The 25,572-nt window shown below is 60.6% G+C and carries 28 protein-coding genes and 1 riboswitch; of the genes, 9 read left to right on the forward strand and 19 right to left on the reverse strand.

What is annotated here, in order from left to right:
• Window positions 1-24: 24 nt before the first annotated feature.
• Complete coding sequence (locus tag GIW28_RS07365) at window positions 25-348, reverse strand: hypothetical protein (RefSeq protein ID WP_099548863.1); 324 nt, start codon at window positions 346-348, stop codon at window positions 25-27.
• A gap of 473 nt (window positions 349-821) precedes the next feature.
• Here GIW28_RS07365 and GIW28_RS07370 point away from each other — a divergent pair, with 473 nt between their 5' ends.
• The 4 genes from GIW28_RS07370 (at window position 822) to GIW28_RS07385 (ending at window position 3,972) form a co-directional block, all read left to right on the forward strand.
• Entirely contained in the window at window positions 822-1,127 is a 306-nt protein-coding gene (locus tag GIW28_RS07370; RefSeq protein WP_176991397.1) for a hypothetical protein, read from the forward strand.
• A gap of 440 nt (window positions 1,128-1,567) precedes the next feature.
• On the forward strand, window positions 1,568-1,792 hold the full coding sequence (locus GIW28_RS07375) for a hypothetical protein (RefSeq protein ID WP_016972449.1): 225 nt from the start codon (window positions 1,568-1,570) through the stop codon (window positions 1,790-1,792).
• Window positions 1,793-2,068: 276 nt separating this feature from the next.
• The gene (locus tag GIW28_RS07380; RefSeq protein WP_017134903.1) at window positions 2,069-2,551 is read left to right on the forward strand and encodes a hypothetical protein; all 483 of its coding nucleotides are present in this window, start codon (window positions 2,069-2,071) and stop codon (window positions 2,549-2,551) included.
• A 146-nt stretch (window positions 2,552-2,697) separates the two neighbouring features.
• Window positions 2,698-3,972 carry an OmpP1/FadL family transporter gene (locus tag GIW28_RS07385; protein ID WP_017134902.1) on the forward strand — a complete coding sequence of 425 codons (1,275 nt, stop codon included), beginning with the start codon at window positions 2,698-2,700 and terminating at the stop codon, window positions 3,970-3,972.
• 88 nt (window positions 3,973-4,060) lie between these two features.
• Here the strand turns inward: GIW28_RS07385 and GIW28_RS07390 are convergent, their stop codons facing one another.
• From GIW28_RS07390 to cobO, 13 genes are all read right to left on the reverse strand, one after another.
• Window positions 4,061-4,609, reverse strand: coding sequence for a glutathione peroxidase (locus GIW28_RS07390; protein WP_236447267.1), 549 nt, complete (start codon window positions 4,607-4,609; stop codon window positions 4,061-4,063).
• Between the two features lie 149 nt (window positions 4,610-4,758).
• Window positions 4,759-5,958, reverse strand: a complete 1,200-nt coding sequence (locus tag GIW28_RS07395; protein WP_178075639.1) for an MFS transporter — start codon at window positions 5,956-5,958, stop codon at window positions 4,759-4,761.
• Window positions 5,959-6,022: 64 nt separating this feature from the next.
• Complete coding sequence (locus GIW28_RS07400) at window positions 6,023-6,427, reverse strand: MarR family winged helix-turn-helix transcriptional regulator (RefSeq protein WP_017134898.1); 405 nt, start codon at window positions 6,425-6,427, stop codon at window positions 6,023-6,025.
• A 42-nt stretch (window positions 6,428-6,469) separates the two neighbouring features.
• Window positions 6,470-7,198, reverse strand: a complete 729-nt coding sequence (locus GIW28_RS07405; RefSeq protein ID WP_169984838.1) for an adenosylcobinamide-GDP ribazoletransferase — start codon at window positions 7,196-7,198, stop codon at window positions 6,470-6,472.
• 2 nt (window positions 7,199-7,200) lie between these two features.
• A complete protein-coding gene (cobC, locus tag GIW28_RS07410; protein ID WP_138453542.1) occupies window positions 7,201-7,776 on the reverse strand; it encodes an alpha-ribazole phosphatase family protein in 576 nt (191 codons plus the stop codon).
• On the reverse strand, window positions 7,773-8,828 hold the full coding sequence (cobT, locus tag GIW28_RS07415) for a nicotinate-nucleotide--dimethylbenzimidazole phosphoribosyltransferase (protein WP_017134895.1): 1,056 nt from the start codon (window positions 8,826-8,828) through the stop codon (window positions 7,773-7,775). The genes cobC and cobT overlap by 4 nt, the downstream gene beginning before the upstream one ends.
• A complete protein-coding gene (cobU, locus tag GIW28_RS07420; RefSeq protein ID WP_099548861.1) occupies window positions 8,825-9,346 on the reverse strand; it encodes a bifunctional adenosylcobinamide kinase/adenosylcobinamide-phosphate guanylyltransferase in 522 nt (173 codons plus the stop codon). The genes cobT and cobU overlap by 4 nt, the downstream gene beginning before the upstream one ends.
• A gap of 136 nt (window positions 9,347-9,482) precedes the next feature.
• Entirely contained in the window at window positions 9,483-10,934 is a 1,452-nt protein-coding gene (locus GIW28_RS07425; protein ID WP_017134893.1) for a cobyric acid synthase, read from the reverse strand.
• Window positions 10,931-11,920 (reverse strand): threonine-phosphate decarboxylase CobD, encoded by a 990-nt coding sequence (cobD, locus tag GIW28_RS07430; RefSeq protein WP_017134892.1) that lies wholly within the window; start codon window positions 11,918-11,920, stop codon window positions 10,931-10,933. The genes GIW28_RS07425 and cobD overlap by 4 nt, the downstream gene beginning before the upstream one ends.
• Window positions 11,913-12,821 carry an adenosylcobinamide-phosphate synthase CbiB gene (gene cbiB, locus GIW28_RS07435; RefSeq protein WP_236447266.1) on the reverse strand — a complete coding sequence of 303 codons (909 nt, stop codon included), beginning with the start codon at window positions 12,819-12,821 and terminating at the stop codon, window positions 11,913-11,915. Before cbiB ends, cobD begins: the two co-directional genes overlap by 8 nt.
• Window positions 12,818-13,468 (reverse strand): 5,6-dimethylbenzimidazole synthase, encoded by a 651-nt coding sequence (gene bluB, locus GIW28_RS07440; protein WP_236447265.1) that lies wholly within the window; start codon window positions 13,466-13,468, stop codon window positions 12,818-12,820. Before bluB ends, cbiB begins: the two co-directional genes overlap by 4 nt.
• Window positions 13,465-14,862 carry a cobyrinate a,c-diamide synthase gene (locus GIW28_RS07445; RefSeq protein WP_099548859.1) on the reverse strand — a complete coding sequence of 466 codons (1,398 nt, stop codon included), beginning with the start codon at window positions 14,860-14,862 and terminating at the stop codon, window positions 13,465-13,467. Before GIW28_RS07445 ends, bluB begins: the two co-directional genes overlap by 4 nt.
• Window positions 14,859-15,470, reverse strand: a complete 612-nt coding sequence (gene cobO / locus GIW28_RS07450) for a cob(I)yrinic acid a,c-diamide adenosyltransferase (protein ID WP_010208674.1) — start codon at window positions 15,468-15,470, stop codon at window positions 14,859-14,861. The genes GIW28_RS07445 and cobO overlap by 4 nt, the downstream gene beginning before the upstream one ends.
• A gap of 78 nt (window positions 15,471-15,548) precedes the next feature.
• Window positions 15,549-15,799: riboswitch (cobalamin riboswitch) on the reverse strand.
• 99 nt (window positions 15,800-15,898) lie between these two features.
• Here cobO and GIW28_RS07455 point away from each other — a divergent pair.
• Window positions 15,899-17,212: a PQQ-dependent sugar dehydrogenase gene (locus GIW28_RS07455; protein WP_186617155.1), complete on the forward strand. Its 1,314-nt coding sequence runs from the start codon at window positions 15,899-15,901 to the stop codon at window positions 17,210-17,212.
• A 138-nt stretch (window positions 17,213-17,350) separates the two neighbouring features.
• Here the strand turns inward: GIW28_RS07455 and GIW28_RS07460 are convergent, their stop codons facing one another.
• The 5 genes from GIW28_RS07460 to GIW28_RS07480 all read right to left on the reverse strand — a co-directional run bounded on the left by GIW28_RS07460 (window position 17,351) and on the right by GIW28_RS07480 (window position 21,968).
• Window positions 17,351-17,890: a C40 family peptidase gene (locus GIW28_RS07460; RefSeq protein ID WP_017134887.1), complete on the reverse strand. Its 540-nt coding sequence runs from the start codon at window positions 17,888-17,890 to the stop codon at window positions 17,351-17,353.
• A 144-nt stretch (window positions 17,891-18,034) separates the two neighbouring features.
• Window positions 18,035-18,679, reverse strand: a complete 645-nt coding sequence (locus tag GIW28_RS07465; RefSeq protein WP_017134885.1) for a C40 family peptidase — start codon at window positions 18,677-18,679, stop codon at window positions 18,035-18,037.
• A 213-nt stretch (window positions 18,680-18,892) separates the two neighbouring features.
• Window positions 18,893-19,597 carry a DnaA regulatory inactivator Hda gene (gene hda, locus GIW28_RS07470; protein ID WP_017134884.1) on the reverse strand — a complete coding sequence of 235 codons (705 nt, stop codon included), beginning with the start codon at window positions 19,595-19,597 and terminating at the stop codon, window positions 18,893-18,895.
• A 203-nt stretch (window positions 19,598-19,800) separates the two neighbouring features.
• Entirely contained in the window at window positions 19,801-20,874 is a 1,074-nt protein-coding gene (locus tag GIW28_RS07475; RefSeq protein WP_026013513.1) for an AI-2E family transporter, read from the reverse strand.
• A 53-nt stretch (window positions 20,875-20,927) separates the two neighbouring features.
• Window positions 20,928-21,968 carry a DUF2066 domain-containing protein gene (locus tag GIW28_RS07480; RefSeq protein WP_017134882.1) on the reverse strand — a complete coding sequence of 347 codons (1,041 nt, stop codon included), beginning with the start codon at window positions 21,966-21,968 and terminating at the stop codon, window positions 20,928-20,930.
• 355 nt (window positions 21,969-22,323) lie between these two features.
• Here GIW28_RS07480 and purM point away from each other — a divergent pair, with 355 nt between their 5' ends.
• The 4 genes from purM (at window position 22,324) to GIW28_RS07500 (ending at window position 25,319) form a co-directional block, all read left to right on the forward strand.
• A complete protein-coding gene (gene purM / locus GIW28_RS07485; RefSeq protein ID WP_017134881.1) occupies window positions 22,324-23,382 on the forward strand; it encodes a phosphoribosylformylglycinamidine cyclo-ligase in 1,059 nt (352 codons plus the stop codon).
• A complete protein-coding gene (gene purN / locus GIW28_RS07490; protein ID WP_017134880.1) occupies window positions 23,382-24,032 on the forward strand; it encodes a phosphoribosylglycinamide formyltransferase in 651 nt (216 codons plus the stop codon). Before purM ends, purN begins: the two co-directional genes overlap by 1 nt.
• A gap of 8 nt (window positions 24,033-24,040) precedes the next feature.
• A complete protein-coding gene (locus GIW28_RS07495) occupies window positions 24,041-24,754 on the forward strand; it encodes a DUF3108 domain-containing protein (RefSeq protein ID WP_017134879.1) in 714 nt (237 codons plus the stop codon).
• 376 nt (window positions 24,755-25,130) lie between these two features.
• Window positions 25,131-25,319, forward strand: a complete 189-nt coding sequence (locus GIW28_RS07500) for a hypothetical protein (protein WP_017134878.1) — start codon at window positions 25,131-25,133, stop codon at window positions 25,317-25,319.
• Window positions 25,320-25,572: the final 253 nt, after the last annotated feature.

Here is a 25,572-nt window from a genome sequence, read left to right on the forward strand (position 1 = left end):
CCAAGCATGGGGCTTGAGGACAGCTCAGTCTTCGACCTGCCCCAACTCGCGCAGGGCGCGGCGGTCGCCAGCGCGAGCCGCCAGGCGCAGCAGGTCGTGGCCTATGCGGCGGTCGCGGGCGTTGCCGCACTCGCGGCACATCAACTGGCCCAGCCGACTTTGAGCGGCGACCACGCCATCGCGGGCCGGCTGCTTGAGCAAGCGCCCGGCGAAGTGCTTGATGTTGGCGTTATGCCCCAGCCGCGGGCTGTCGAGCAGCCACAAGGCAACCTTCAACGAAAATCGCTTGGGTGTGGTAACAGTTTGAGGGGTATCGGTAACAGAGGGTGATACTGAGCGAAACTTCATAAAGCACTGTGGGACAGATTGGAAGGCGCGCCACTCTACTCTTTTTTTCGCGCAGGTAAAGCTGGATAAATCCTACACGCCCGTTCTAGAGCAAGCGCTCGGGACAATCCACAGAAGCTGTGGATAACTCAGTGGACAACCCACCTTGAACCCGCTCAAAGCCCCATGAAACGGGGGCCGCAGTCAAACTGACGATTTTTTCACCAATAAAAAAAAGCGATGTTTTTCATTGACTTAAATTTTCGTTGCAGGCAAACGACGGCACTTGCGGGCAGTTGACAGAGTGGTTACACACCGCGCAACGAATGTGCACAAGTACCCATCCACTGGTTATATCGCCGACACTTTTTGCTTCAATCTGTCCGAAAATGTTACCGCCACAGAGCAACCAGCCTGCAAAACAGAGCACTTTTCAAAACCGCCCGCGCTCGCCACACTGCTGCACCAACGATGTCACTCTCCTGTAGGCGCAGATGAAAGGAATCCTGTTGTTCGCCGTGTTGTTGCTCGCCACCTGCGCGACATCATTGGGAATCAATGCAGCTTTGCCCTCGCCTGACGGGGCGTTGTTTGCCATCGCCATCCTGTTATCAGCGGCCTTTACTGCGGTAAGCCTGTGCATCGAGCTGGGTGAAGGCCGGATCAATGACATGCGCGACGTGATGAAGGTGATCGAAACCGGCCGCTCCTGGCGCCTGACCCTCGCGGCCTACGTGCTGGGCTGCTCGCTGGCGGCCGCCGTAACAGTGCTGGTCTATCGTGGTTTTCTAGGCAGCTGATAAAAGTTTTTTGCTCAGCCGCTTCCCTTCCCGGTTTCGATCCGTTACTATCCGCGGCGTTAGTACCAAGCTGAAAGTCAATTCTGGTCGAACAACTCCCCTGAACAACACGGGACCGACCACCTCGATGGTTTCCAGGTATCACTTGCGACGACACTGCCTTTGAACATGCAAAGGGTGCCGCGAAGTCTCAATACTCTGACCGAACCAACCTGCAAATTGATCAGGATCTTCACCCCGGGCCCAGAACCTTTGCCCCTGTTGTGCTGCCTGCCCTCCTAAGTACCTACCTGCCAGCCCAAGCGCGCCAACTTAATAGCGCTTCAAACTGGCTGCTTTGTTCCAGTCGGTTCTTCGTTTGATCAATGGTGATCAACGTTACTGGAACGTTTTAACGCTGCACGGTTCTTATCCGTGTCATTTGTAGGAACACCAATAATATGAACACTCAAATCCACACTCAGGATGCCATTCGCACCCTCACCAACGCTTTTGCACCAATGAACTGCCTGATCATGGCCGCTCGCAAAGGCTGCTTCAGCTTCACCCTGGTCAACGAACACGGCATCGCTCGTCACAGCGAACGCCTGTACCCCGATCAATACTCCAGCGCAGAGCCGCTGCAGGCCGTGATCGAGCGTACCCGTCAGGCACTGACTGCCTGATCGACCCGAGTCGCTGAAACACAAAAACCCTGTTTAAAAAGCAGGGTTTTTTATTGCCTGAAATTCGGCATTGAAACATTTTCGCTAAGTTCAAATAGATATAAACGTTATAACTAAATGAAGAAGATGTTTTAAAAACAGTCCTTTACATCGTAAATATGACACTACACTTCAACTCAAGCGGCTTGATCCGCTTGCGACGGGCCTGAGATCCGATTCACAGCTGCCAAGCCCCCTCTCAGGCACCGTCGACCACTTTCATGGACCGAGGCTTGTATGGGTATCGCCGCCAGCGAATTGTGTCGTTATGTGATCCGGCCGACGTTGATTTACCTCGGCCGCCATAATGCGACAGCCGAAGCCCTGCTGCTGGGCATTGCTGCCAGCCAGTCGGAACTCGGCTCGGCCCTGCACGACCGTCGTGGCCACGGCCTGTACAGCATCACCGAACCGCGCCACCGCGCCCTTTGGGACCATTACCTGGCGCGCGACCCCGAGCGCGCCAGCCTGGTACGCGGCCTGGCCAGTCAGCACGCATTCCTCAGTGCGCCCCAGCTTGAGTTAACCGTCAATCTGCGTTACGCCACCGCCATCGCCTGGCTGCTGGTGGAGCAGCACAGCCCTGCCCTGCCGCAGCCGGGCGATGTACTGGCAATGGCACGTATCTGGAAAGAAATTTTTCACCCACAAGGTCGGCTGCGGGACTTCACCCAAGCCTGGCAGACCTGTGTTTCACCCATGAATCAGGTCACTTGTTGACCAGGCGTTTTGCAAGATTCGGCTAAAAACCCCGATTTTGGTCGGATTGTCCTACAAAACCGCTCTATCTCCTGCATTACAGCCTATAGCGCTAACCTAAATTTATTGTTACTTTCCGCAGCGGTGATCACCACGGAGTTCTAATAATGAAAAAAGTAATGCTCAAGACCACACTTAGCCTCGCCGTTGCCATGGCCTCCACCCAACTGTTCGCGAGCGGCTTTGCCCTCAACGAGCAAAGCATCAGTGGGATGGGTACAGGTTTCGCCGGGCGCTCTTCATCTGCCGATGATGCAAGCACTGTCGCTGGCAACCCTGCCGGCATGTCACGCCTCAAGCGCGATCAAATCACTGCCGGTGTCGCAGCTATCGACGCCAAGACCGATATCAAAAACACCAGCGGTGGCCCACCCGGCAGCAGCAACGACGGTGACATGGTTCCTTTTACCAAAGTCCCGATGTTGTTTGCCGTGAAAAAAGCGACCGATGACCTGGCGTTCGGCCTGGGCGTGTATGCGCCGTTCGGCCTGATCACCAACTACGAAGACAGCTTCGGCGGCCGTTACTACGGCAAGAAGAGTGACGTTAAAGTCGTCACCCTCCAGCCGACTGTCAGCTACGCCTTCAACGAATACGTGTCCGTGGGTATCGGCCCGACGTTCAACAAGATCAGCGGTAACCTGACCTCGTCGACGCCGCTGGCGCAAACCTTCGGCCGCAATGATGGCCTGGTGGACATCAAGGGCGATGACACCGCATGGGGCTACAAAGTCGGTATCCTGGTGACGCCATGGGCGAGCACCAACATCGGCCTGACGTACACCTCCAAGGTTTCCTACAACCTGTCGGGTCACACCGATATTTCCGGCCGTGGTTTTGGTCCGTTCAACGGCGGGCGTTTTGACGCCAAGTTGAACATCACCACCCCAGAATCCTACGACATGTCCATCACCCACAAGCTGGATGACCAATGGACGTTGTATGCGGGTACCACATGGACCCGTTGGAGCCGCCTGAAAGAAATCACCGTCAACAACTCGGGCGTTTCGCCTGCACTGGGTGGCGCGGCTGGCCCGATCGGTCGCATCAACGAGCCACAGAACTGGCATGACACCTGGGCCTCGGCCATCGGTGCTTCGTTCCAGGTCAACAAACAGTGGGTACTGCGCACCGGTTTCTCGGTTGACCAATCGCCTACCAACAACACCGACCGTTCGGTGCGTATCCCGACTGGCGACCGTAAGGCTGTCAGCTTTGGTGCCGGCTTCAGCCCTACTGAAGACTGGACGATCGACGCTGCCGTCTCCTACCTGTGGGAAGAAGAAGTCAACGTCAACCGTACCGGCAAGGGCAACGCCTACAACGCCGAGTACAAAAACAGCGCTTGGGGTTACGGCCTGGGTGCGACTTACAAGTTCTGATTCACTGCGAGCCTGACCGGCTCGCCAGCTGAATCTAAAAAAGCCCCGCTCTCCTGCACAGGAGGCGGGGCTTTTTAATCGCCGACGATCAGGGTTTGGAAGCCAAGGCTTCTTCCACTGCATTGATCAAGTCCGGGCTGTCCGGCTTGGTCAAACTGGAGAAGTTGGCAATTACCTTGCCTTGGCGGTCGACCACGTACTTGTAGAAATTCCATTTCGGCGCGCTGGTCTGCTGCGCCAGCACCTTGAACAGGTGTACCGCATCCGGTCCTTTGACTTTTTGCGGTTCGGTCATGGTGAAGGTCACGCCGTAATTCACGTAACAGACCTTGGCGGTCTCTTCACCGGTCTTGGCTTCCTGCTTGAAGTCATCGGACGGCACGCCAATCACTTCCAGCCCCTGGCCCTTGTAGCGCTGGTACAAGGCTTCGAGGCCTTTGAACTGTGGCGCGAACCCGCAGAAGCTGGCGGTGTTGACGATAACCAGGGGTTTGCCGGCAAAGCGCTGGCACAAATCGATGGATTCCTTGGCGCGCAGCTTGGGCAATTGGCCCTCAAGCAACGGTGGGCAATCAGCGGCCATGGCAACACTGCCAATGGCCATCAGGACGGGTACTGCAAGCCAGCGCATCTGCATGTCGTGAGTCCTTAACATTTCCAGACCACGAACTTAACAGATCGACATACCCAGTTGCATCAATGCCAGCCCACCACGCTGCCAGCCCCACCAGGCCAGCAGCATCAGCACGACCAGCGCCGCTACCGTCAAACACCGTGCCGTCACACTCATGCCGCCTCCATCTGCGCCTGCAAGCGCGCCACCGGCCGCTCGCGCACCGGCCAGTTCAGCGCGGCGGCGAGCACGCTCAGCAGAATCGCCACCTGCCAGATCAAATCGTAGTTGCCGGTTCGATCATAGACCACCCCGCCCAACCAGCCGCCGAGGAACGACCCGATTTGGTGGAACAGGAACACGATCCCACCGAGCATCGAGAGGTTTCGCACACCAAACAAGGTTGCGACGGTGCCATTAGTCAGCGGCACCGTAGACAGCCACAAAAAGCCCATGGCCATGCCAAACAGGTAGGCCGTGATTTCGGTGACCGGCGCCCACAGGAACAACACAATGACGACCGCACGCAGCAGGTACAGGCCGGTAAGCAAGCGCGGCTTGGACATGCGCCCGCCGAGCCAGCCGGCGGTGTAGGTGCCGAATACATTAAACAGACCGATCAAGGCCAGCACCGTGGTGCCCACCGTGGCCGGCAAATGCTGGTCGACCAGATACGCCGGCAGGTGCACGCCGATAAACACCACCTGGAAACCGCACACAAAAAAGCCGAATGCCAGCAACCAGAAGCCGGAATGGGAACAGGCTTCCTTCAAGGCTTCACGCAAGGTTTGCTGGCCAGTCACCACCGGCAGCGGCTTGTCCTTGAGCATCGCCACCAGCGGCAGAATCAGCGCCACCATCAGCCCCAGCGCCAACAAGGCGGCCGACCAGCCCAGCCAGCCGATCAAGCCCAATGTGCCGGGCACCATGGCGAACTGACCAAAAGAGCCTGCGGCGCTGGCGATGCCCATGGCCATGCTGCGTTTTTCCGGCGGTACGGCGCGGCCCACCACGCCGAGAATCACCGAAAACGAGGTGCCCGACAGGCCGATACCAATCAGCAAGCCGGCACTTAGTGACAATGACCACGCCGAATCGGACATGCCCATCAACACCAGGCCCACGGCGTACAGTACGCCGCCGACGAACACCGTTTTGGTCGCGCCGAAACGGTCGGCCAGGGCGCCGGTAAACGGCTGCGCCAAGCCCCAGATCAGGTTCTGCAGGGCAATCGCGAAGGCAAACGTCTCACGCCCCCAGCCAAATTCGTTGCTCATCGGCGCCAGGAACAGGCCGAAACCGTGCCGCACGCCCAAGGACAACGCCAGGATCAGCGCACTCCCCACAAGGATCCAACCACTGGTGCGCCACATCGAGGTCATGTTCTTATTCTCCGCTCGCGGGTATATACCCGCTTGTAATCGAACAAACCCGCGCTCAGGCGAGTTCATCCAGCAAGGCCAGCAAGGTTTCGCGCTTTTCGGCGCCTAACTGATCAATCAATTTTTGCTGCGCCGCTTCCCACGCCGGCAACGCCGCAGCCAGCCGTTCTTCGCCGGCTTGCGTCAACAGCACCAGGCGGTTGCGCAAGTCATCACCCTCGACCAACTGCACCAGGCCTTCGCCTTCCAGCACCCGCAAGTTGCGCCCCAAGGTGCTGCGATCCAGGCCCATGGCGTCGGCCAGGCTGGAAATGCTCGGTTGGTCGAGACGCTGCAAGTTGCACAGCAAAGAATACTGGGCGACGTTGATCCCGAAGCCGTCGAGAGCGCCGTCGTAATGCCTGCTGACGCCACGGGCGGCACGTCGCAGGTTGGTGCATAAACATTGGGAGGCAAGCATGGAACGTGTATATACCCGCGATTAAGGAAATGCAAGAAAGTGTTACAGAGCCAAACCGATCAACACCGCGACTTCCAGCAACTCCAGGAGTGCGCCAGCTGTGTCGCCGGTGGTGCCACCCAGCCGGTTGACCATCAATTGGCGCAGGCCGATAAAACACAGCGCCGTCAGCAGAACAGCCATGCCGCCGCTGAAACCGCCGATCAGAATGCAGGCCAGGCCACTGAGGATCAGCACCTGTTGGCCGACAACCCGCGGTAAATGGTCCGACAGCGCCTGACCCAAACCGCCTGCACGCACATAGCGCGTGGTAAGGAACAGCGCCAGCATCGACGCCCGCCCGATCAACGGCGCCAGGATCAATGCCGCGTCATTACGTTGCTCGATCAACGCCACCAGCGCGGTGAACTTGAGCAACAGCACCAAGCCCAGGGTAACCACCGCAATCGGCCCGCTGCGCGGGTCTTTCATGATGGTCAGGGTGCGCTCGCGGTCGCCGAAGCCACCGAGCCAGGCATCGGCGCTGTCCGCCAGGCCGTCCAGGTGCAGGCCACCGCTAAGCAACACCCACGCGGTCAGCAATAAGGCGGCATGCAGCAACAACGGCGCGCCCATCAATACGCTGTTCAGCGCCCATAACAGCACGCCGAATAACAGCCCGACCACGGGATAAAACAGCAGCGAACGCCCCAACTCTTGTGGCTGCGGCATGCCCGGCAAACGAATCGGCAGGCTGCTGAGAAATTGCAGGGCGATCCAGAATGGCAGCATCGTCAGGTTCCTTCCTTCAACACACCATCGGCAGCCACATGCAGGCTGAACAGCCCACCATGGCCGACCTCGACATTCAACAACTGCTCGCGCGGCAAACCTCGCGCTCGCGCCAATAGCAGACGCATCACACCACCGTGGCTGATCAGCAACACGCGCTCACCGGCGTAAGCCTGGTGCAAGCGCGAGACGGCGCTGAGGACACGGTGTGAAAAGTCGCTGACCGGCTCGCCCTCAGGCGGTGTGAAGCTGTAGGGGTCGGCCCAGAACAGGCCGAGCCCTTCGGCGTCGGTTTCCATCAGCGCCGCTGCGCTATGCCCTTCCCAGGCGCCGAAGTGCAATTCCTGCAGGTCTTTTTCCAGGCTCACCGGCACATCGAGGCGTGCGCCCAACTCTTGGGCGAACATCGCGCAACGTTGCAGCGGCGAGCTGACCAGGCGGTCCCAAGGGCCCTGCTCTGCTACGGCGGCGCGCATCTGCGCCCAGCCCTTGTCGGTGAGCGCGTCGTCGAGGCTGCCGCGCAGGCCGCCGCCCAGCTCGGTTTCGCCGTGGCGCAACAGGTCCAGGTGCAAGGTCATGCCGGGCGGTCTGCCACGGCCGCTTCGGCGAATGTCGCCATTTGCCCGTGGAGCGCACACGCAAGGCGCAGCAACGGCACCGCCAGCGCCGCACCACTGCCCTCGCCCAGGCGCAGGCCGAGCTGCAGCAAGGGTTCGGCGTTGAGGCTTTGCAGTACGTGACGATGGCCCGGCTCGGCGCCACCATGGCCGAATACCAGCCATTCTCGACACGCCGGGTTCAGGCGCGTGGCGACCAGTGCGGCGACGGTGCAGATAAACCCGTCCACCAGCACGACGATGCCTTCTTGTGCGCAGGCCAGGTAGGCACCGACCAGCGCGGCAATTTCAAACCCGCCGAGGTTGAACAGGGTGTGCAATGCGTCATCGCGCTGTCCGGCATGCAGCGCCAGTGCGCGCTCGATAACTGCCACTTTGTGGCTGACGCCCTGGGCGTTCAAACCGGTGCCCGGGCCTGTAAGGTCGCTGACCTTGCAATCGAGCAGCGCACAGGCCAAGGCGCTGGCGGCGGTGGTATTACCGATGCCCATTTCACCGCCGATAAACAGCTGGGCGCCACCGGCCAAAGCGCGCCGAGCGCTATCGCGACCGGCTTGCAGCGCCAGGCAGCCCTGAGCTTCAGTCATGGCTGGGCCGTTGACGAAATTGGCCGTGCCCGCGCCGATGTTCAGGTGACGCACTCCGGGCAGGTTCAGCGAGGGCGTCACCGTGCCGAGGTCGACCACTTCCAGCTGCGCATCCAGCTGACGTGCCAACACACTGATGGCCGCGCCGCCAGTGACGAAGTTGTGCAGCATCTGCCCGGTCACTTCCTGGGGAAACGCCGACACGCCTTCTGCGACGACGCCATGGTCACCGGCAAAAATGGCGATCCACACTTGGTCCACCAACGGTTTGACCTGGCCTTGCAGGCCGGCCAGTTGCACCGCTACAGCTTCGAGCTGGCCGAGCGAACCGGCCGGTTTGGTCAGCTGTTGTTGGCGCGCCAGCGCTTGTTCGTACGCTGAGGCGTCGACAGCCTTACAAGGGTTGAGCCACCAGGTGTCAGTCATAACGCAGTACCTTTCAAAGTCAGGGGCAGGCCGGCAACCGTCAGGACAACACGCTGACACCGCTCGGCCAAGGCTTGATGCAGCCAACCGGCTTCATCCACATAGCGGCGAGTCAATTCGCCCAGCGGCACGACACCCATTCCGGTCTCGTTGCTGACAAAAATGATTTCACCCGGCAGTGCAGCCAGGGTTTGCAGCAATTGATCGCGCTCCAGCGCCAGGCGCGCCGGGTCTTCGAGCATCAGCAGGTTGGTAAGCCACAGGGTCAGGCAGTCCACCAGCAGGCAGCGATCGGCAGCGGCGTTTTCGCGCAGTACGCGGGCCAGCTCGATGGGTTCTTCAATCAGGCCCCAATGATCGGGACGCCGCGCACGGTGATGCGCGACGCGCGCGCTCATCTCGCCATCCAGCGGCTGGCTGGTGGCGATGTAGATGACGGGCAAGGTGCTGTCGCTGGCAAGTTTTTCGGCCAGGCGGCTTTTGCCGGAGCGGGCACCGCCGAGGATTAATTGATGCATGGGGTGGCACCTTGTTCGGCGGGTGGAGAGGTTGAAGTGTGCCGCGGCAAGTGGGGTGAGTCAGATAGGCATGCAGTGGCTGAGCCATGGCCATCGCAGGCAAGCCAGCTCCCACATTTGGACTGGGTGTACACCGTCAGAGCCCGCATAGCTTGCGCAACAACGCGGTATCCAGATGATTTTCCACCAGGTCCGCCAAACGCTCGATATCGCGCTCGCGCAAGGCGTGGTAATCCACCTCCTGCACGTCCTGCAACCCAGCCCAGCGCAACAAGGCGCTGCACGCCGCGGGGCTTTCGAACAGGCCATGCAGGTAGGTGCCGAGAATCTGCCCGTCGGCACTCTGGGCGCCGTCACTGCGGCCGTCATCCAACCGCACGGCGGCGTTCGCCAGCGCTTCACCGCAAGTCACGCCGGCGTGAATCTCATAACCACTGACCTCGGCATCTTCCAGCAACAAGCGCCCACGCACATTGCGCAGCTGCTTCTCTTCCTCCAGCGTCGTACTGAACGCCAACAGCCCCAAGCCTTCACTGGAGCCAGCCGGCCCTTCCAGCCCGAGCGGGTCATGCAGCTGCTCGCCGAGCATCTGCAAGCCGCCGCAAATCCCCAGCACCTTGCCGCCATAACGCAAGTGCCGCACCACGGCAGTGTCCCAGCCGTTGGCGCGCAAATAGGCCAAGTCACTGCGCACGCTTTTGGAGCCCGGCAGGATAATCAGGTCGGCAGGCGGAATCGGCTGGCCCGGCCCGACAAACTGCAAATCCACCTGCGGGTGCAGGCGCAGCGGGTCGAAATCGGTGTGGTTGCTGATGCGCGGCAATACCGGCACCACCACCTTGAGCACTTGGGCGGCCTTGTCGATCTGGCGCTGGTCGATGCCGTCTTCGGCTTCCAGGTGCAGGTCCATCACGTAGGGCAGTACGCCCACCACTGGCTTGCCGGTGCGCGCTTCCAACCAGTCGAGGCCAGGCTGCAGCAAGGCGATGTCGCCGCGAAAACGGTTGATAATGAAGCCCTTGACCCGCGCCTGTTCGGTTGGCGAAAGCAATTCCAGAGTGCCGACCAGATGGGCGAACACGCCGCCGCGATTGATGTCGGCAATCAGTAGCACCGGGCAATCCACAGCCTCGGCAAAACCCATATTGGCAATGTCATTGGCGCGCAGATTGATCTCGGCGGGCGACCCCGCGCCTTCCACCATCACCACCGGGTAAGCCGCGCTCAGGCGTGTGTGAGAGGCTAGCACCGCCTGCATCGCGATGGCTTTATAGTCGTGATAGGCCACGGCGTTCATGCTGGTCACGGCGCGGCCATGGATGATGACTTGGGAGCCGGTGTCGCTGTTGGGTTTGAGCAGCACCGGGTTCATGTCAGTGTGTGGCGCCAGGTTGGCGGCCTGGGCTTGCACCGCCTGGGCGCGGCCGATCTCGCCACCTTCAGCGGTCACGGCACTGTTGAGCGCCATGTTCTGCGGCTTGAACGGCGCCACCGCGATGCCTTGGCGCACCAGCCAGCGACACAGCGCGGTCACCAGGGTACTTTTGCCCGCGTCGGAGGTGGTGCCTTGCACCATCAGCGTACTCATGGTGCTTCCTTGTAGACAGCCAGGGCTTCGTCGAGTCGCAGCCAATCTGCCTCGGTATCGGGCAAGCCAAAGCGCAGGCTGCTGTCGTGGACAAACAGGCGCAGCAGAATGCCGCGCTGGGCCATGAATTCATGCATGCGTTCGGCGTGCGGGGTGATCAGCCACTGGAACAGGGCGCAGCCACCGTGGGGTTGAAAGCCGTGGCGTTCGAGCAGGTCAAACAAGCGCCGGCCCGCTTCGACACAGCGCTCACGCTGACGAACCTGCCCGGCGGTATCACGCAGGCACACTTGCCCGAGCACGCGGGTCGGCCCGCTGACGGCCCACGGCCCAACCTGCTCGGCCAACAGCCGCAGCAACCGGCGCTCAGCCAGCACGAAGCCCAGGCGCACACCGGCCAGGCCGAAAAATTTGCCGAACGAGCGCAATACAATCAGGCCGACATGATGGGTGTGGCTGGCCAGGCTGAGCTCTGGTGTGACGTCCATGAATGCCTCGTCCACCACCAGCCAACCGCCGCGTTGGGCCAGCCGCGCGTGCCAGTCCAGCAGGCGTTGCGGGCTCAGGCTAAGGCCGGTGGGGTTGTTGGGGTTAACCACCACCAGCACGTCAAGGCTGTCGAGAAAGAAGTCGACTTCCTGCTCCTGCACTTCGCGCACTACATACCCGGCGCGGCGCCAGGCTTCGGCGTGCTCGGCGTAACAGGGCGACAACACGCCAACCTTGCCGGAGCGGCGCAGGCGCGGCAGCAGCTGGATCGCGGCCTGGGAGCCCGGCACCGGCAGCAGGTGGGCGGCACCGTAATAGTCGCAGGCGGCCTTTTCCAGGCCGTCGTCGGCTTCCGGCAAACGCGCCCAGGCGCGCAGCGGGATGTCCGGGATCGACCAGGGCCAGGGCGCGAGGCCGCTGGACAGGTCAAGCCAATCGGCCTCGGCAATCCCGTATTCAATCACCGCCTTACGCAGGCGCCCACCGTGCTCAAGCATACAATTGCGCCCCCGCGCAGAGGATCAACAGCCATAACCAAACGCCACGCTGCACCAGTTGCCAGCCACGGTCGATGGCGTCGGCATCGGCGGCCGGGCCTTCGCCCAACTGCGGACGCTGATGCAGCTCGCCGTGATAGATCGCCGCGCCACCCAGCTCGACGCCCAGGGCGCCCGCCCCGGCCGCCATCACCGGACCCGCGTTGGGACTGTCCCAGGTGGGGCCTTGGGTGCGCCAGCATTTGAGCGCCAAGCGAGTTTTGCCTAAAACGGCGTAGGTCAGCGCCACCAGCCGTGCAGGAATATAGTTGAGCACATCGTCGATCTTGGCCGCTGCCCAGCCGAAGCGCTCGAAGCGTTCGTTGCGATAGCCCCACATGGCGTCGAGGGTGTTGCTCAGGCGGTACAGCACCACGCCCGGCACACCGGCGACCACAAACCAGAACAACGCGGCGAATACCGCGTCGCTGCCGTTCTCCAGCACTGACTCGGTGGCGGCGCGGGCGACTTCGGTGCTGTCCAGCTCGCTGGTCTGGCGACTGACCAGATAACTCACACGTTTGCGCGCTTCATCCAGGTCACCGCTGCGCAACGCCTGCGCAACCGGGATCACATGTTCACCCAGGCTGCGCATGCCGAGCGCCAGGTACAGCGCCAGGATTTCCAGGACCCAGCCGATATAGGGCGCCCACGATAACGCGGTCGCCAGCAGTGTCAGCGGCACCACGGCGATAAACCATGCGGTCACGCCGTGGCTGCGCCAGCCACGGCCACCGGTGTTGAAACGTTGCTCGATGCGCCCGGCGAAATTGCCGAACGCCACCAGCGGATGCCAGCGCCTGGGTTCACCCAGCAGCGCATCCAGCGCCACCGCAGCGACACACAGCAAGGCCACACTCATTGACTCACTCCCCACACATTCTCATACAACATGTCACTCAGCGGCCGTGGTTCGGTCCAGCCTTCGAGTTGCAACATCGGTGCCGGGTAGAACTCGGCCACCGGGCCCAGGCACAACACGGCCAGGGGTTTGGCGCCGGGCGGCAGACCCAGCAGGTCGGCCAGGGCTTGTGGCTCGAACAGCGAGACCCAGCCCATACCAATGCCCTCGACACGGGCGGCCAGCCAGAGATTCTGGATCGCGCAAGACAGCGACGCCATGTCCATCTCCGGCAAGGTGCGCCGGCCAAAAATATGGCGCTCGCGGTCGTCCATCAACGCGGCCACCAATACTTCGGCGCAGTCGTGGATGCCTTCGACCTTGAGCTTCATGAATTCGTCGGAGCGCTCGCCCAGGGCTTCGGCGGTGCGCACGCGTTCTTCCTCCACCAATTGCTGAATATTCCCACGCAGTTGACGGTCGCTGATGCGGATAAACCGCCAGGGTTGCATCAAGCCCACGCTGGGCGCCTGGTGTGCGGCCTGGAGCAGGCGGTGCAGCAATTCGGGCGCGACCGTGCCGCCGGTGAAGTGGCGCATGTCGCGGCGTTCGGCGATGGCGCGGTAGACGGCTTGGCGGTCGGCTTGGGGATAGGCGTTGTCCGTCATGGCCCTATCGCGGGCAAGCCCGCTCCCACATTTGCAATGCATTCCCCTGTGGGAGCTGGCTTGTCGGGTCGCCGCATCGCTGCGATAGCGGTCTCAATGCTCGGCGCAAAGAGTGCGGCCACCGCCGTCGGGTTAGACGGAAAATAAAAGTGCACATATGAAGCCGTCATCCGCCCCTGCCGATACACCGCCTCCGCCCCGCGCCCGCCATTGGGGCTCAGGCCGCGGGCAATCGGCTGCCATTCGGTGCTGGTCAGGGAATGGTGATAGGTATGGCCGCGCAGCACGCCTTCGGGCAACTCGACACTTTGCAGGGCCAGGGCGGCAAGTTTCTTTTGCATCACCGCATCGCCTTGCAGCAGGCCGACCAGTTCGGCACGGGCGCCGTCCACATCGGTGAGCGAATCCAGCAGGTAGAGCATGCCGCCACATTCAGCCAGCAGTGGTTTGCCAGCCGCATGATGGGTGCGAATAGCCGCAAGCATCCGGGTGTTTTCAGACAGTGCCTGGTGATGCAATTCGGGATAGCCGCCGGGCAAGTACAGGCTGTCGGCGTCGGGCAATTGGTGATCATGGATCGGCGAGAAAAACTTCAACTCAGCGCCCATTGCCCGCAACAGATCCAGGCTGGCGCCGTAGGTAAAAGCGAAGGCTTCATCACGGGCTACGGCAATACGCACACCGGCCAACAGCGGCTCAGCCTCAATCAGTTGCGGCGCGGCGAACGTCACCGGCGGCGGCAACGCCACTTCGCAGCTGCTGCCCAGCGCCTGGGCTGCGGCGTCCAGGCGCGCATCGAGGTCATTGAGTTCACTGGCTTGCACCAGGCCCAGGTGACGACTCGGTAATTCAATCCCGGTTTCACGGGACAGCGCGCCATACCAGCGCAGGCCTTCGGTGAGGCTGCCCTCGAGCAGCTGCGCATGACGCAGGGTGCCGACACGGTTGGCCAGCACACCGGCGAACGGCAAGTCCGGCTGGTAGCGCGCCAGGCCCAAGGCCAAGGCACCAAAGGTCTGGGCCATGGCGGTGCCATCAATGACCCCGAGCACCGGCACACCAAAGTGCCGCGCCAGGTCGGCGCTCGACGGTGTGCCGTCAAACAGCCCCATTACGCCTTCGATGAGAATAAGGTCAGCCTCGCCGGCTGCTTCCCACAGCAAGCGGCGACTTTCTTGCTCGCCCACCATCCACATGTCCAACTGATACACCGGCGCACCGCTGGCGCGCTCGTGGATCATCGGGTCGAGAAAATCCGGCCCGCATTTGAACACGCGCACCTTGCGCCCCAGGTTGCGGTGCAAGCGGGCGAGCGCGGCGGTGACGGTGGTTTTGCCCTGGCCGGACGCCGGTGCGGCGATCAATACGGCTGGGCAATGACGGGGCTGATTCAAAGTTCGACGCCCTTCTGTGCCTTGATACCGGCTTGGAACGCGTGCTTGAGCATGCCCATTTCGGTGACGGTGTCGCCCATTTCGATCAGTTCAGGCTTGGCGCCACGGCCAGTCACCACAACGTGCTGCATGGGTGGGCGGGCCTGCAGGTCGCTGAGCACCTGGTCCAGATCGAGGTAGCCGTGCTTGAGGGCGATGTTCAACTCGTCCAGCACCACCAGGCCGATGGACGGGTCTTGCAGCAATTCGCGGGAAACTGCCCAGGCGGCTTCGGCGGCGGCGATGTCGCGCTGGCGGTCCTGGGTTTCCCAGGTGAAGCCTTCGCCCATTACATGGAAACGCACTTGCTCGGGGAAACGCCGGAAGAACAACTCTTCGCCGGTGCTGTTACGCCCCTTGATGAACTGCACCACGCCGCACTGCATGCCGTGGCCCATGGCGCGGGCGAGCATGCCGAATGCCGAGCTGCTTTTGCCTTTGCCGTTACCGGTCAGCACCAGCAGCAAGCCGCATTCGTTTGGGGAATTGGCGATACGCTCGTCGATCACGGCTTTTTTGCGCAGCATGCGCGCCAGGTGGCGTTCGTCGCGGTCGGGGGAATCAGTCATGGCAGCTCTCCGTTGGGGCTGGACAAAAACGGCGGGCAGGAAAAAGAAAAACAGACAGCCAAGCATCGCCCACCGTGATGCTGTTGGATGATCCAGGCCGGTCTCCGGGCTCATGAGTGGCGCTCTGCTGATAGCGCGAGCAGGCCAACGGCGCGCCTTCCCATATCACGCGGATACAGTGGCAAAAGGCACCGTTTTGACTCATTTACCGTTGCGGGGGCAGCGCCGGAATTGCGGCTGCGCTGTGTACAAACGCGCTCACTCACCGGCTTCCCTGTTTCACTCTGTCGGCACATGGGCCACAGAGCACCTGGAACAAGCCGCGAAGGTTAGTGGGTTGGGGGTGGAGCGTCAATTAAAGCTGGCCTTGCACTTGAACCATCCGACTGCCGCGCTTCTCTACCTTTACAGGTATTAAGGAGAAAACCATGTACAAAACCAGACTCGCCTTACTGATCATGCTGGCAGGCACCCTCGCCGCCTGCGGTGAAAGCTCTACCCTGCAGGTCTCGGACGGCACCGGGCCATCGCCCAACCTGCCGGAGCCGAACAAAACCCTGATCCCCACCGTAAACATCGCCCCGGCGATCGGCTGGCCGGAGGGTGCCAAGCCGACAGCCGCTGCCGGGACTCAAGTAGCGGCATTTGCCGAAGGCCTGGATCACCCGCGCTGGCTCTACGTTTTGCCTAACGGGGATGTGCTGGTAGCCGAAACCAATTCGCCACCCAAACCGGATGACGCCACGGGCATTCGTGGCTGGGTGATGGAGAAGGTCATGGGCCGCGCGGGCGCGGGCGTGCCGAGCCCGAACCGCATCACACTGCTGCGCGATGCCGACCATGATGGCGTGGCCGAGACGCGCACGGTGTTTCTGGAGAACCTCAATTCACCGTTTGGCATGACCCTGGTGGGTAACGACCTGTACGTCGCCGATTCGGACAAGCTGCTGCGCTTCCCTTACCAGCCGGGTGAAACCGCGATCAAGGAGGCCGGTACCAAGGTGGTCGACCTGCCGGGCGGCAGTATCAACCACCACTGGACCAAAAATGTGGTGGCCAGCAAGGACGGCAGCAAGTTGTATGTGAGTGTCGGCTCCAACAGCAATGTCGGTGAGAACGGCCTGGCGGCGGAGGAAGGCCGAGCGGCGATCTGGGAGGTCGACCGCGCCACGGGCCAGCACCGTATCTTTGCCTCCGGTTTGCGCAACCCCAATGGCATGGCCTGGGAACCGCAGAGCGGCAAGCTGTGGACGGCGGTCAACGAGCGCGATGAAATCGGCAGCGACCTGGTGCCGGACTACATCACCTCGGTCAAGGATGGCGCGTTTTATGGCTGGCCCTTCAGTTACTACGGCCAACATGTGGACGTGCGGGTCTCACCGCAAAACCCCGACCTGGTCGCCAAGGCCATCGCCCCGGACTATGCCGTGGGGCCGCATACCGCGTCCCTTGGGTTGACGTTTGCCGAGGGCAGTAAACTCCCGGCACAGTTCAGCAACGGCGCTTTTATTGGCCAGCATGGTTCGTGGAACCGCAAACCGCACAGTGGCTACAAGGTGATCTTCGTGCCGTTCGAGGGTGGGCAACCCAAGGGGCAGCCGGTGGACGTGCTGACCGGGTTTCTCAATAAAGACGAAAAAGCCATGGGCCGGCCGGTGGGCGTGGTGATTGATCAGCAAGGGGATTTGCTGGTGGCCGATGATGTGGGGAATAAGGTGTGGCGGGTGTCGGCGGTTAAGTAACTGCCTTGTATGGGGCCCATGTGGGAGCTGGCTTGCCTGCGATGGAATCGCCTCGGTTTAACTGACAGACCGAGCCGCCTGAATCGCAGGCAAGCCAGCTCCCACACAAGCCGGCTCAGACACTTGGGCCCGAGTGGCTTAAGGATTACGCGCCAGGCTTGCCGGCAACACGCGCTTGGCGCTCAGGTAGGCATTCTGCCAATAGGCCTTGGACAAGGTGTCCAACTTCACCGTACCGCCCGTTTGCGGGGCATGTACGAATCGCCCCTCACCCACGTAGATACCTGCGTGGCTTACCCGCGAGCCGCCACCGGTGGCGAAGAAGATCAAGTCGCCGGTTTGCAGGTTGTTCTCGCTCACATCCTGAGCGCGCATCACGATCAGTTCGCGGGTGGTGCGCGGCAGGCTGATGCCGGCGGCGTCACGGTACACAAAGCCGATCAGGCCGCTGCAATCGAACCCGGAGTCCGGGGTGTTGCCGCCCCAACGGTAAGGCGTGCCGACCAGGCCCAGCGCACGGAAGAGCACGTCTTCGGCAGCTGGCGAGAAATTTTGGGTCGAATAGTTGAACACCGGCCTGGGCTTGACCGCGACAGGCGCAGGCGGCGGTGGACGGCTTGCGCAGGCGCTGAGGAGCGCGGCGCAAACAAGAAGAATGAGGCGGGCTGAGGTCGACATGGGCAGAACAATCCTGATCTGGATGCGGCTTTCGCTGCCGAACGCTGAAAACCAGAACGCGCAAGCAAAGCTCGCGCGAACGGATTACAACAATGTCCAGGGATTCTAGCGCTTACGCGTCAAACTTCAAGTATCACTTTAACTTTACTTACTAGCGGTAACCGTAGTCGGGGCCATGGCGAGGGCGCGCTTGGCTTCGATGAAGGTTTTGCTCCAGTAGCTGTCACCCAGGTTGTCGACTCGAACACCGCCACTGCGACGGCTGCTGGAGTGGATAAACTGGTTATCGCCCAAGTAGATACCGGCGTGGCTTACACGACCACGGCCTGCCGTACTAAAGAAAAGCAGATCACCGGGCTTGAGGTTGTTGCGTGCGACCAACGGTGCATCCACGTTGATCATTTCGCGTGTCGAGCGTGGCAAATTCATGCCGGCTTCTTCACGGAACAGGTAGCCGATAAAGCCGCTGCAGTCGAAACCGGCTTCAGAGGTACCGCCGAAACGGTAACGGGTACCGATCAGGGACATGCCGCGTTCGAGGATGCTGTCGGCCAGAACGGGAAGCTGGTAAGGCTTGTTGCCGGCGAAGGCAGCCAGTTCTTTCTCAGTAGCCTGCTCTTCTTTATAAAGAGCTTCTTCATAGACAGTAGAAGACTGCGCTGCAACGAACTTTGCCTGATTTTGAACCTGTGGTTTTTGCTGCTCAGCCACGTTTTGAGTGTGGGTGGCGCAACCAAACAACAGGGTAACGAGTGCGAGAGGCACGAGGGGTGCGAAGCGATTTAGCATGGGCACGACCGTGGCTGATGTGTAAAGAAGTCGAGACTATGCCCTCTATCACATCGATTTGCAAATTCAATCGTGATCTATGTGACTTCTGGTTTGGACTATGACATCTAAGCCCTTAACACCCTATTCATGCCTGTTGCGTGGCCAAACCGGCCCAAACGCAGGTTTTCTGGCGCCTGGAAGTTGCCGAAAACCCCACTGGACAAGGGCTGGCTACCAGCCGAGGGTTTCCTTGAGAAACGGAATGGTCAGCTTGCGCTGGGCCTGCAGCGAGGCCTGATCGAGCTGTTCGAGCAAATCGAACAACGCGCTCATGCTGCGGGTGCCACGGGTAAGGATAAAGTGCCCGACCTCATCGGTCAGGTGCAGGCCACGACGCGATGCACGCAATTGCAGGGCACGCAGCTTGTCTTCGTCGGAGAGTGGGCGCATTTGAAAGATGAGCGCCAGGGTCAGGCGTGACTTGAGATCAGCCAGTTTCACCGGCAGCTCACGCGGCGAGGTGGACGCAGCAATCAACAAGCGCCGGCCGCTGTCACGCAGGCGGTTGAACAGGTGAAACAGCGCCTCTTCCCAATCTGCCTTGCCGGCGATGGCCTGCAGGTCATCCAGACACACCAGTTCGTATTGCTCAAGGTGGTCGAAGATGCCGATGCCACGGTCCATCAGCTCAGCCAGCGGCAAGTAAACCGCCGGCTCGCCCATCTGCTCGAAGCGCAGGCACGCGGCCTGCAACAGGTGGGTACGCCCCACGCCGTGTTTGCCCCACAGATAGATCAGGCTTTCAGTCCACCCGGCGTCGGCTTCGCAGAGTCGCTCGACATAGCCGAGTGCAGCGGCATTGGCGCCTGGGTAGTAATTGATAAAGGTGGCGTCGTCACGCAGACGCACACCCAAGGGCAGCTGAATCGGTTTCATGCTGACTGAACGGCTCCAAACGAACCGTTAGTGGCCTCTGTGTAAAGTTTGCAAAGTTTATACCCGTGAAGCCGGGCGCACAATGCAGCAGACCACAAGCAAAATCAAAGGTTTGCGTTAACTTGGGGCGATTTGCGCAATTTGTTTGACACCCCGCCCCAGAAACAACAAACCCGGCTTAGGCCGGGTTTGTTGCGAAACGGTTACAGGTCCGGGTCTTCAACCCCGGTATACGCATCCGAATCCTTATATAGATCATGGACGTGACGCACCAACACCATGATCACCGCCGCCACCGGCAGCGCAAGCAAGATGCCAGTAAAGCCAAACAGCTCACCACCCGCCAGGATCGCAAAGATCACCGCTACCGGGTGCAAGCCAATGCGGTCACCCACCAGCAACGGCGTCAGTACCATGCCTTCCAAAGCCTGGCCGACCATGAATACCGCCACGATCCCAAGCATCGGGTACAGGTCGCCGCCAAACTGGAACAGCCCGGCCACCAGCGCGGCGCCGATGCCAATCACAAAGCCCATGTACGGCACGATGGCGGCCAAGCCGGCGATCAAGCCGATCAACAGTCCCAGCTCCAAACCAATCGCCATCAAGCCGGCGGCATAGATGATCCCCAGCGCCAGCATTACCAGCAACTGACCGCGTACAAACGCGCCGAGCACCTCATGGCACTCTTGTGCCAGGGAAACGATGCGCTCTTCGTTATTGCGTGGCAGCAGGCTGCGGATCTTGGCCATCATGATGTCCCAGTCACGCAGCAGGTAGAACGCCACCACCGGGATCAGCACCAGGTTGGTCAGCCAGCCGATCAATGCAAGGCTGGAGGCCGTGGCCTGACTGAGCACCACACCGACAATGTCGGTGGTCTGGCCCATATGCTCACTGATCGCGGCCTTGACCTTGTCGAACTTCCAGAAGCCATCCGCCAGCCCCAGCTTGGCCTGAGCCCACGGCATCGCCGTGTGCTGCAACCAGTCGAGCATTTGCGGCGCCAGCTCATAGAGACGGAACAGCTGCTTGGCCAGCATCGGCACCAACACCAACACCAGCACCGTGATGATCAATGTGAACAGCGCAAACACCGTCACCACACCCCAGGTGCGCGACATGCCGATTTTCTCCAGTCGATCCACCACGGGATCGAACAGGTAGGCGAGCAGCAACGCCACCAGGAACGGCGTCAGGATCGAATGCAGCAAGAACACAAAAACGCACAGCAGGACAACCCCACCAAGCCACACCCAACGACGCGTATCCGCCATAAACCACTCCATCTATCATTTGTTTCCTTCTATCTATATAGAAGGAAGATCACCTACCAACGAAAACGTAACTGCGCCTGGGGCTCCGGGGCAGCCGGCGGCTGCGTACCATCGGCCACCGGCGGTTGAACCGGCGCTTCGCCCGCAGGCACTTCCTGCAACTTGGCCAGGCTCAACTGAGTGCGCAACTGATCGGCACTGCCGTTGACCCGATACACAATGCGATTGCCATCCACCCGCTGTGGCTGAGCGCCAAAGGGTTCAAGCAGATGGCCCAAGGCGGCATAGCGCTCCAGATTCATGCCCTGCACTTCGAGCAGCTGTTCGGTGCTCACACCTGGTTTGACGGCAAAACGCGGTGCCAGTTTTTGACTGACCGCCAACATCACGGCATCGGCCACCGCGCCAGTGTCAGCGCCCTGGGCGGTGCCCTGCTCGCTTTTGTCGCCCAGCCACAGGCGCCATTTGGCCTGCCACTGGCTGCCTTCCTGGCGCGCGTGCACGGCCAGCAACGCGTCGGCGCCGTAGCGTTCGGAGGCGGCGCGCAAGGGCGTGGCATCGGCACTTTCCAGATTCGGTGCAGTGGCGACGACCTGCTCATCCAGGTCACCCAAGGGCAAACGCAGCGGCAAGCCGCGGTGTTGCGCGGCACGACGCAGTGCACCGGCTATCGCCTGGCCATCACCGACCAGGCTGCTGCCGTCAGTGGAATCGTTGAGCCACCAGCCGAGGATCGACGGCCGATTGCTGCCCCAGATCGACAAGCCGGCCTCACGCAATGCGCGATCAGTGCTCACAGGGTCGAAGTCTACTTGCAGGCTTTCCGGCGGGCCGGCGTCGTAGCCGTATTGGCTGATGATTTGCTGCGGGTCTTTGCGAATCGCCGCCAGGCCTGGGCCGTCGGCAGCCTTGGCATCGCCGGTCAGGCGGATCACCAGGGTTTGCACGGCGCGCTGGGTGGCCTGGTCACGCTCTTGGGGCGACTGGCTGGCAACCGGTTCAAGTACTTGATAAAGGCCATTGAGGGTTTCGGCATGACTCGCCAGGCTGACCAACGACAAGCAGCCTACAAAGAAGAAATTACACAGACGCATGGAAGATTCCCGAACGACAAATTTAGCGGCTGGAACAGACCGCGTGAACTCGGCTTGGCAAGGCTGTGACCACAGCAGCCGGTAAAACATTCACAGGGTCATGGCAGTTTTTGTACTGTCATAACGATAGCGGGTTAAAGGCTATACCTTAATACACGCCATTACCGGCACGTTTAGCATTTTTTTAACCGGCTTTTTTAACCTATATGGCCCTGCCCGTCGGCCCGAGGATGGCCGCTGCCCCTCAAGCCTGATAAAATCGCGCGCCTTCGCAGACCGTCAGCGGCTGGGCCTTTTACCAAAAGCGCCTGCCGGCTCGGTCGTTACCCAGAAATCCCCCCTAAAGGCCTGGATCATGAGCAAGCAACCCTCCCTGAGCTACAAGGACGCCGGTGTAGACATCGACGCCGGTGAAGCATTGGTCGAACGCATCAAGAGCGTCGCCAAGCGCACTGCGCGCCCCGAAGTCATGGGCGGCCTGGGCGGTTTTGGCGCCCTCTGCGAAATCCCGGCCGGCTACAAGCAGCCTGTGCTGGTGTCCGGCACCGACGGCGTGGGCACCAAGCTGCGCCTGGCGCTGAACTTGAACAAGCACGACACCATCGGTATTGACCTGGTTGCCATGTGCGTCAACGACCTGGTGGTGTGTGGCGCAGAGCCGCTGTTCTTCCTCGACTACTACGCCACCGGCAAGCTGAACGTGGACACCGCTGCTCAAGTGGTCACCGGCATCGGCGCCGGCTGCGAGCTGTCGGGTTGCTCTCTGGTCGGCGGCGAAACCGCTGAAATGCCAGGCATGTACGAAGGTGAAGACTACGACCTGGCCGGTTTCTGCGTCGGTGTTGTCGAAAAAGCTGAAATCATCGACGGTTCCAAAGTCGCAGCCGGTGACGCCCTGCTCGCCCTGCCATCGTCCGGCCCGCACTCCAACGGCTACTCGCTGATCCGCAAGATCATCGAAGTGTCCGGCGCCGACATCGAGAATACCCAGCTCGACGGCCAGCCGCTGACCGACCTGCTGATGGCCCCGACCCGTATCTACGTGAAGCCGTTGCTCAAGCTGATCAAAGACACCGGCGCCGTTAAAGCCATGGCCCACATCACCGGTGGCGGCCTGCTGGACAATATCCCGCGCGTGCTGCCAAAAGGCGCACAGGCGATTGTCGACGTGGCAAGCTGGACCCGTCCTGCCGTGTTCGACTGGCTGCAAGCGCAAGGCAACGTCAACGAAACCGAAATGCACCGCGTACTGAACTGCGGCGTAGGCATGGTTATCTGCGTGGCTCAAGAGCACGTTGAAACCGCGCTGAACGTACTGCGTGAAGCGGGCGAGCAGCCTTGGGTTATCGGCCAGATCGCAACCGCTCCAGAAGGCGCGGCCCAGGTTGAACTGAAGAACCTCAAGGCTCACTGATGCCTGAGACCTGTGATGTCGTGGTGCTGCTCTCCGGCACCGGCAGTAACTTGCAGGCCCTGATCGACAGCACGCGCACCGGCGATAGCCCGGTGCGCATCGCTGCGGTGATCTCCAACCGCAGCGACGCCTACGGCCTGCAACGCGCCAGGGACGCGGGTATCGACACCCGCTCCCTGGATCACAAGGCTTTCGAAGGTCGCGAGGCCTTCGACAGTGCCTTGATCGAACTGATCGACGCCTTCAACCCCAAACTCGTGGTCCTTGCCGGCTTCATGCGCATCCTCAGCGCCGATTTCGTGCGGCACTACCAAGGGCGCCTGCTCAATATTCACCCGTCCCTGCTGCCCAAATACAAAGGGTTACACACACACCAACGCGCCCTTGAGGCCGGCGACACGGAGCATGGCTGCAGCGTGCACTTTGTCACCGAGGAACTCGATGGCGGGCCTCTGGTCGTACAGGCAGTGGTTCCGGTAGAGTCTGCAGATTCGGCGCAGACACTTGCGCAACGGGTTCACACCCAGGAACACAGGATTTACCCGCTGGCTGTTCGCTGGTTTGCCGAGGGACGATTGATTCTCGGCGAACAGGGTGCATTATTGGACGGTCAGTTACTCGCGGCCAGCGGCCACTTGATTCGAACCTAGGAGATTTTATGCGTCGCGCCCTGCTCTTCGCTTTTGCGCTGTTCGCCTTGCCCGCTGTGCAAGCAGCAGACCTTCACCCGTTCTCCGCCAGCTACACCGCCGACTGGAAGCAGTTGCCCATGAGCGGCTCGGCCGAGCGCAGCCTGGTCAAGAATGACAATGGCTCGTGGACCTTGAATTTCAAGGCGTCCATGATGATCGCCAGCCTCACCGAGACCAGTGTTATCCGTCTCGACAAAGATGCCCTGCAGCCCGTGAGCTACAGCTTCGAACGTGGCGGCCTGGGTAAGTCGAAGAAGATCAACCTGGACTTCGACCAGACGGCCAAGAAAGTCACCGGCTTTGAAAACAAAGACCCGGTCAACGTCGCCCTGCAAAGCGGCATGCTCGACAAGTCGACTTACCAGTTGGCACTGCAACGCGATGTGGCGGCCGGCAAGAAGAGCATGAGCTACATCGTCGTTGAAGGCACCGACACCGACACCTACGACTTCCGCGTGATCGGCCCGGAAAAAGTCCAGACCAAGGTCGGCGCCATCGATGCGATCAAGGTTGAACGTGTACGTGACCCGACGCAAAGCAAGCGCATCACCCAGATGTGGTTTGCCAAGGACCTGGGCGGCATTTTGGTAGCCTTGCGCCAGGTGGAAACCGACGGCAAGGAATACAACATCATGCTGCAGGACGGTACCGTTGATGGCCAGGCTATCAAAGGTAGCTGATACCGTGATGTGATTAAAAAGAGCCTCGCTGAATGCGGGGCTTTTTTTCGCCTGGAGGTTTTGTGTTGAAACCACTACCGCTATCGCAGGCAAGCCAGCTCCCACAGGTGAATGCATTTCAAATGTGGGAGCTGGCTTGCCTGCGATAGGGCCAACACGGTCACCACAAGACTTTAAGCCCATCCGAACATGAAACTTTTGTCATAAAACTCAGCACCCTGCGACGCAATGTCGCGATTTGCGTGGCCTGCAGCACTGTTGCATTTCCTGCAATAAATAGTTGCGCGCAAAATCGGTTTACTTAGCAAGCTAACAAAACATATAAAAGAGACCTGCGACGACTTGCCGCAGATCAACCAGAGATTGGAGCAAGCAGATGACTGTAAAAGTAACTGAACGCGACGATGCACACATGTCCCACGAAGCACTGGGCCATGGGATTCACATCTGGGATGTACATCAACAAGACCAACTGGTCGGCATGTTCCACAACGAGAACGAAGCCCACAATTATAAAAACGAGCTCGAATCTCTTGAGATGAAACGCCAGGCTGAAGGTTCCTGAAACTCTGAAATCTGCCAGTCACCCAGCCCCACACAGCAGCTGGTGTGCCTACACACAAAAACCCCGCCTTTGAGCGGGGTTTTTCGTTTCTAACAGCCACCGTTTTCCTGTGTTCTGCCACGACCGCATGAAAGCAGATACACCCTACAGAACCCCAGGCTTCGTACTACAAGTCACCTCAAAGACACTGAACCAGCCTGACTTAGCCCCTTCAACCCTGATTCCAGACCTGCATGGTCGCTCTCTCCGGCTT

It is taken from the genome of Pseudomonas sp. PA-5-4B (assembly GCF_021606215.1).
GTDB lineage: Bacteria > Pseudomonadota > Gammaproteobacteria > Pseudomonadales > Pseudomonadaceae > Aquipseudomonas > Aquipseudomonas edaphica.

What these genes read in the sequence shown, in the direction of transcription:
- GIW28_RS07455 (WP_186617155.1), top strand. Translation starts at nt 15,899, where the DNA reads ATGTACAAAACCAGACTCGCCTTACTGATCATGCTGGCAGGCACCCTC.
- cobC (WP_138453542.1), bottom strand. Translation starts at nt 7,776, where the DNA reads ATGACCTTGCACCTGGACCTGTTGCGCCACGGCGAAACCGAGCTGGGC.
- GIW28_RS07380 (WP_017134903.1), top strand. Translation starts at nt 2,069, where the DNA reads ATGGGTATCGCCGCCAGCGAATTGTGTCGTTATGTGATCCGGCCGACG.
- bluB (WP_236447265.1), bottom strand. Translation starts at nt 13,468, where the DNA reads ATGACGGACAACGCCTATCCCCAAGCCGACCGCCAAGCCGTCTACCGC.
- GIW28_RS07495 (WP_017134879.1), top strand. Translation starts at nt 24,041, where the DNA reads ATGCGTCGCGCCCTGCTCTTCGCTTTTGCGCTGTTCGCCTTGCCCGCT.
- purM (WP_017134881.1), top strand. Translation starts at nt 22,324, where the DNA reads ATGAGCAAGCAACCCTCCCTGAGCTACAAGGACGCCGGTGTAGACATC.
- GIW28_RS07400 (WP_017134898.1), bottom strand. Translation starts at nt 6,427, where the DNA reads ATGCTTGCCTCCCAATGTTTATGCACCAACCTGCGACGTGCCGCCCGT.
- GIW28_RS07475 (WP_026013513.1), bottom strand. Translation starts at nt 20,874, where the DNA reads ATGGCGGATACGCGTCGTTGGGTGTGGCTTGGTGGGGTTGTCCTGCTG.
- cobO (WP_010208674.1), bottom strand. Translation starts at nt 15,470, where the DNA reads ATGACTGATTCCCCCGACCGCGACGAACGCCACCTGGCGCGCATGCTG.
- hda (WP_017134884.1), bottom strand. Translation starts at nt 19,597, where the DNA reads ATGAAACCGATTCAGCTGCCCTTGGGTGTGCGTCTGCGTGACGACGCC.
- GIW28_RS07465 (WP_017134885.1), bottom strand. Translation starts at nt 18,679, where the DNA reads ATGCTAAATCGCTTCGCACCCCTCGTGCCTCTCGCACTCGTTACCCTG.
- GIW28_RS07390 (WP_236447267.1), bottom strand. Translation starts at nt 4,609, where the DNA reads ATGCAGATGCGCTGGCTTGCAGTACCCGTCCTGATGGCCATTGGCAGT.
- GIW28_RS07500 (WP_017134878.1), top strand. Translation starts at nt 25,131, where the DNA reads ATGACTGTAAAAGTAACTGAACGCGACGATGCACACATGTCCCACGAA.
- GIW28_RS07370 (WP_176991397.1), top strand. Translation starts at nt 822, where the DNA reads ATGAAAGGAATCCTGTTGTTCGCCGTGTTGTTGCTCGCCACCTGCGCG.
- cobU (WP_099548861.1), bottom strand. Translation starts at nt 9,346, where the DNA reads ATGCATCAATTAATCCTCGGCGGTGCCCGCTCCGGCAAAAGCCGCCTG.
- cbiB (WP_236447266.1), bottom strand. Translation starts at nt 12,821, where the DNA reads ATGAGTGTGGCCTTGCTGTGTGTCGCTGCGGTGGCGCTGGATGCGCTG.
- GIW28_RS07385 (WP_017134902.1), top strand. Translation starts at nt 2,698, where the DNA reads ATGAAAAAAGTAATGCTCAAGACCACACTTAGCCTCGCCGTTGCCATG.
- GIW28_RS07405 (WP_169984838.1), bottom strand. Translation starts at nt 7,198, where the DNA reads ATGCTGCCATTCTGGATCGCCCTGCAATTTCTCAGCAGCCTGCCGATT.
- GIW28_RS07460 (WP_017134887.1), bottom strand. Translation starts at nt 17,890, where the DNA reads ATGTCGACCTCAGCCCGCCTCATTCTTCTTGTTTGCGCCGCGCTCCTC.
- GIW28_RS07365 (WP_099548863.1), bottom strand. Translation starts at nt 348, where the DNA reads ATGAAGTTTCGCTCAGTATCACCCTCTGTTACCGATACCCCTCAAACT.
- GIW28_RS07425 (WP_017134893.1), bottom strand. Translation starts at nt 10,934, where the DNA reads ATGAGTACGCTGATGGTGCAAGGCACCACCTCCGACGCGGGCAAAAGT.
- GIW28_RS07375 (WP_016972449.1), top strand. Translation starts at nt 1,568, where the DNA reads ATGAACACTCAAATCCACACTCAGGATGCCATTCGCACCCTCACCAAC.
- purN (WP_017134880.1), top strand. Translation starts at nt 23,382, where the DNA reads ATGCCTGAGACCTGTGATGTCGTGGTGCTGCTCTCCGGCACCGGCAGT.
- cobT (WP_017134895.1), bottom strand. Translation starts at nt 8,828, where the DNA reads ATGACTGACACCTGGTGGCTCAACCCTTGTAAGGCTGTCGACGCCTCA.
- GIW28_RS07395 (WP_178075639.1), bottom strand. Translation starts at nt 5,958, where the DNA reads ATGTGGCGCACCAGTGGTTGGATCCTTGTGGGGAGTGCGCTGATCCTG.
- GIW28_RS07480 (WP_017134882.1), bottom strand. Translation starts at nt 21,968, where the DNA reads ATGCGTCTGTGTAATTTCTTCTTTGTAGGCTGCTTGTCGTTGGTCAGC.
- cobD (WP_017134892.1), bottom strand. Translation starts at nt 11,920, where the DNA reads ATGCTTGAGCACGGTGGGCGCCTGCGTAAGGCGGTGATTGAATACGGG.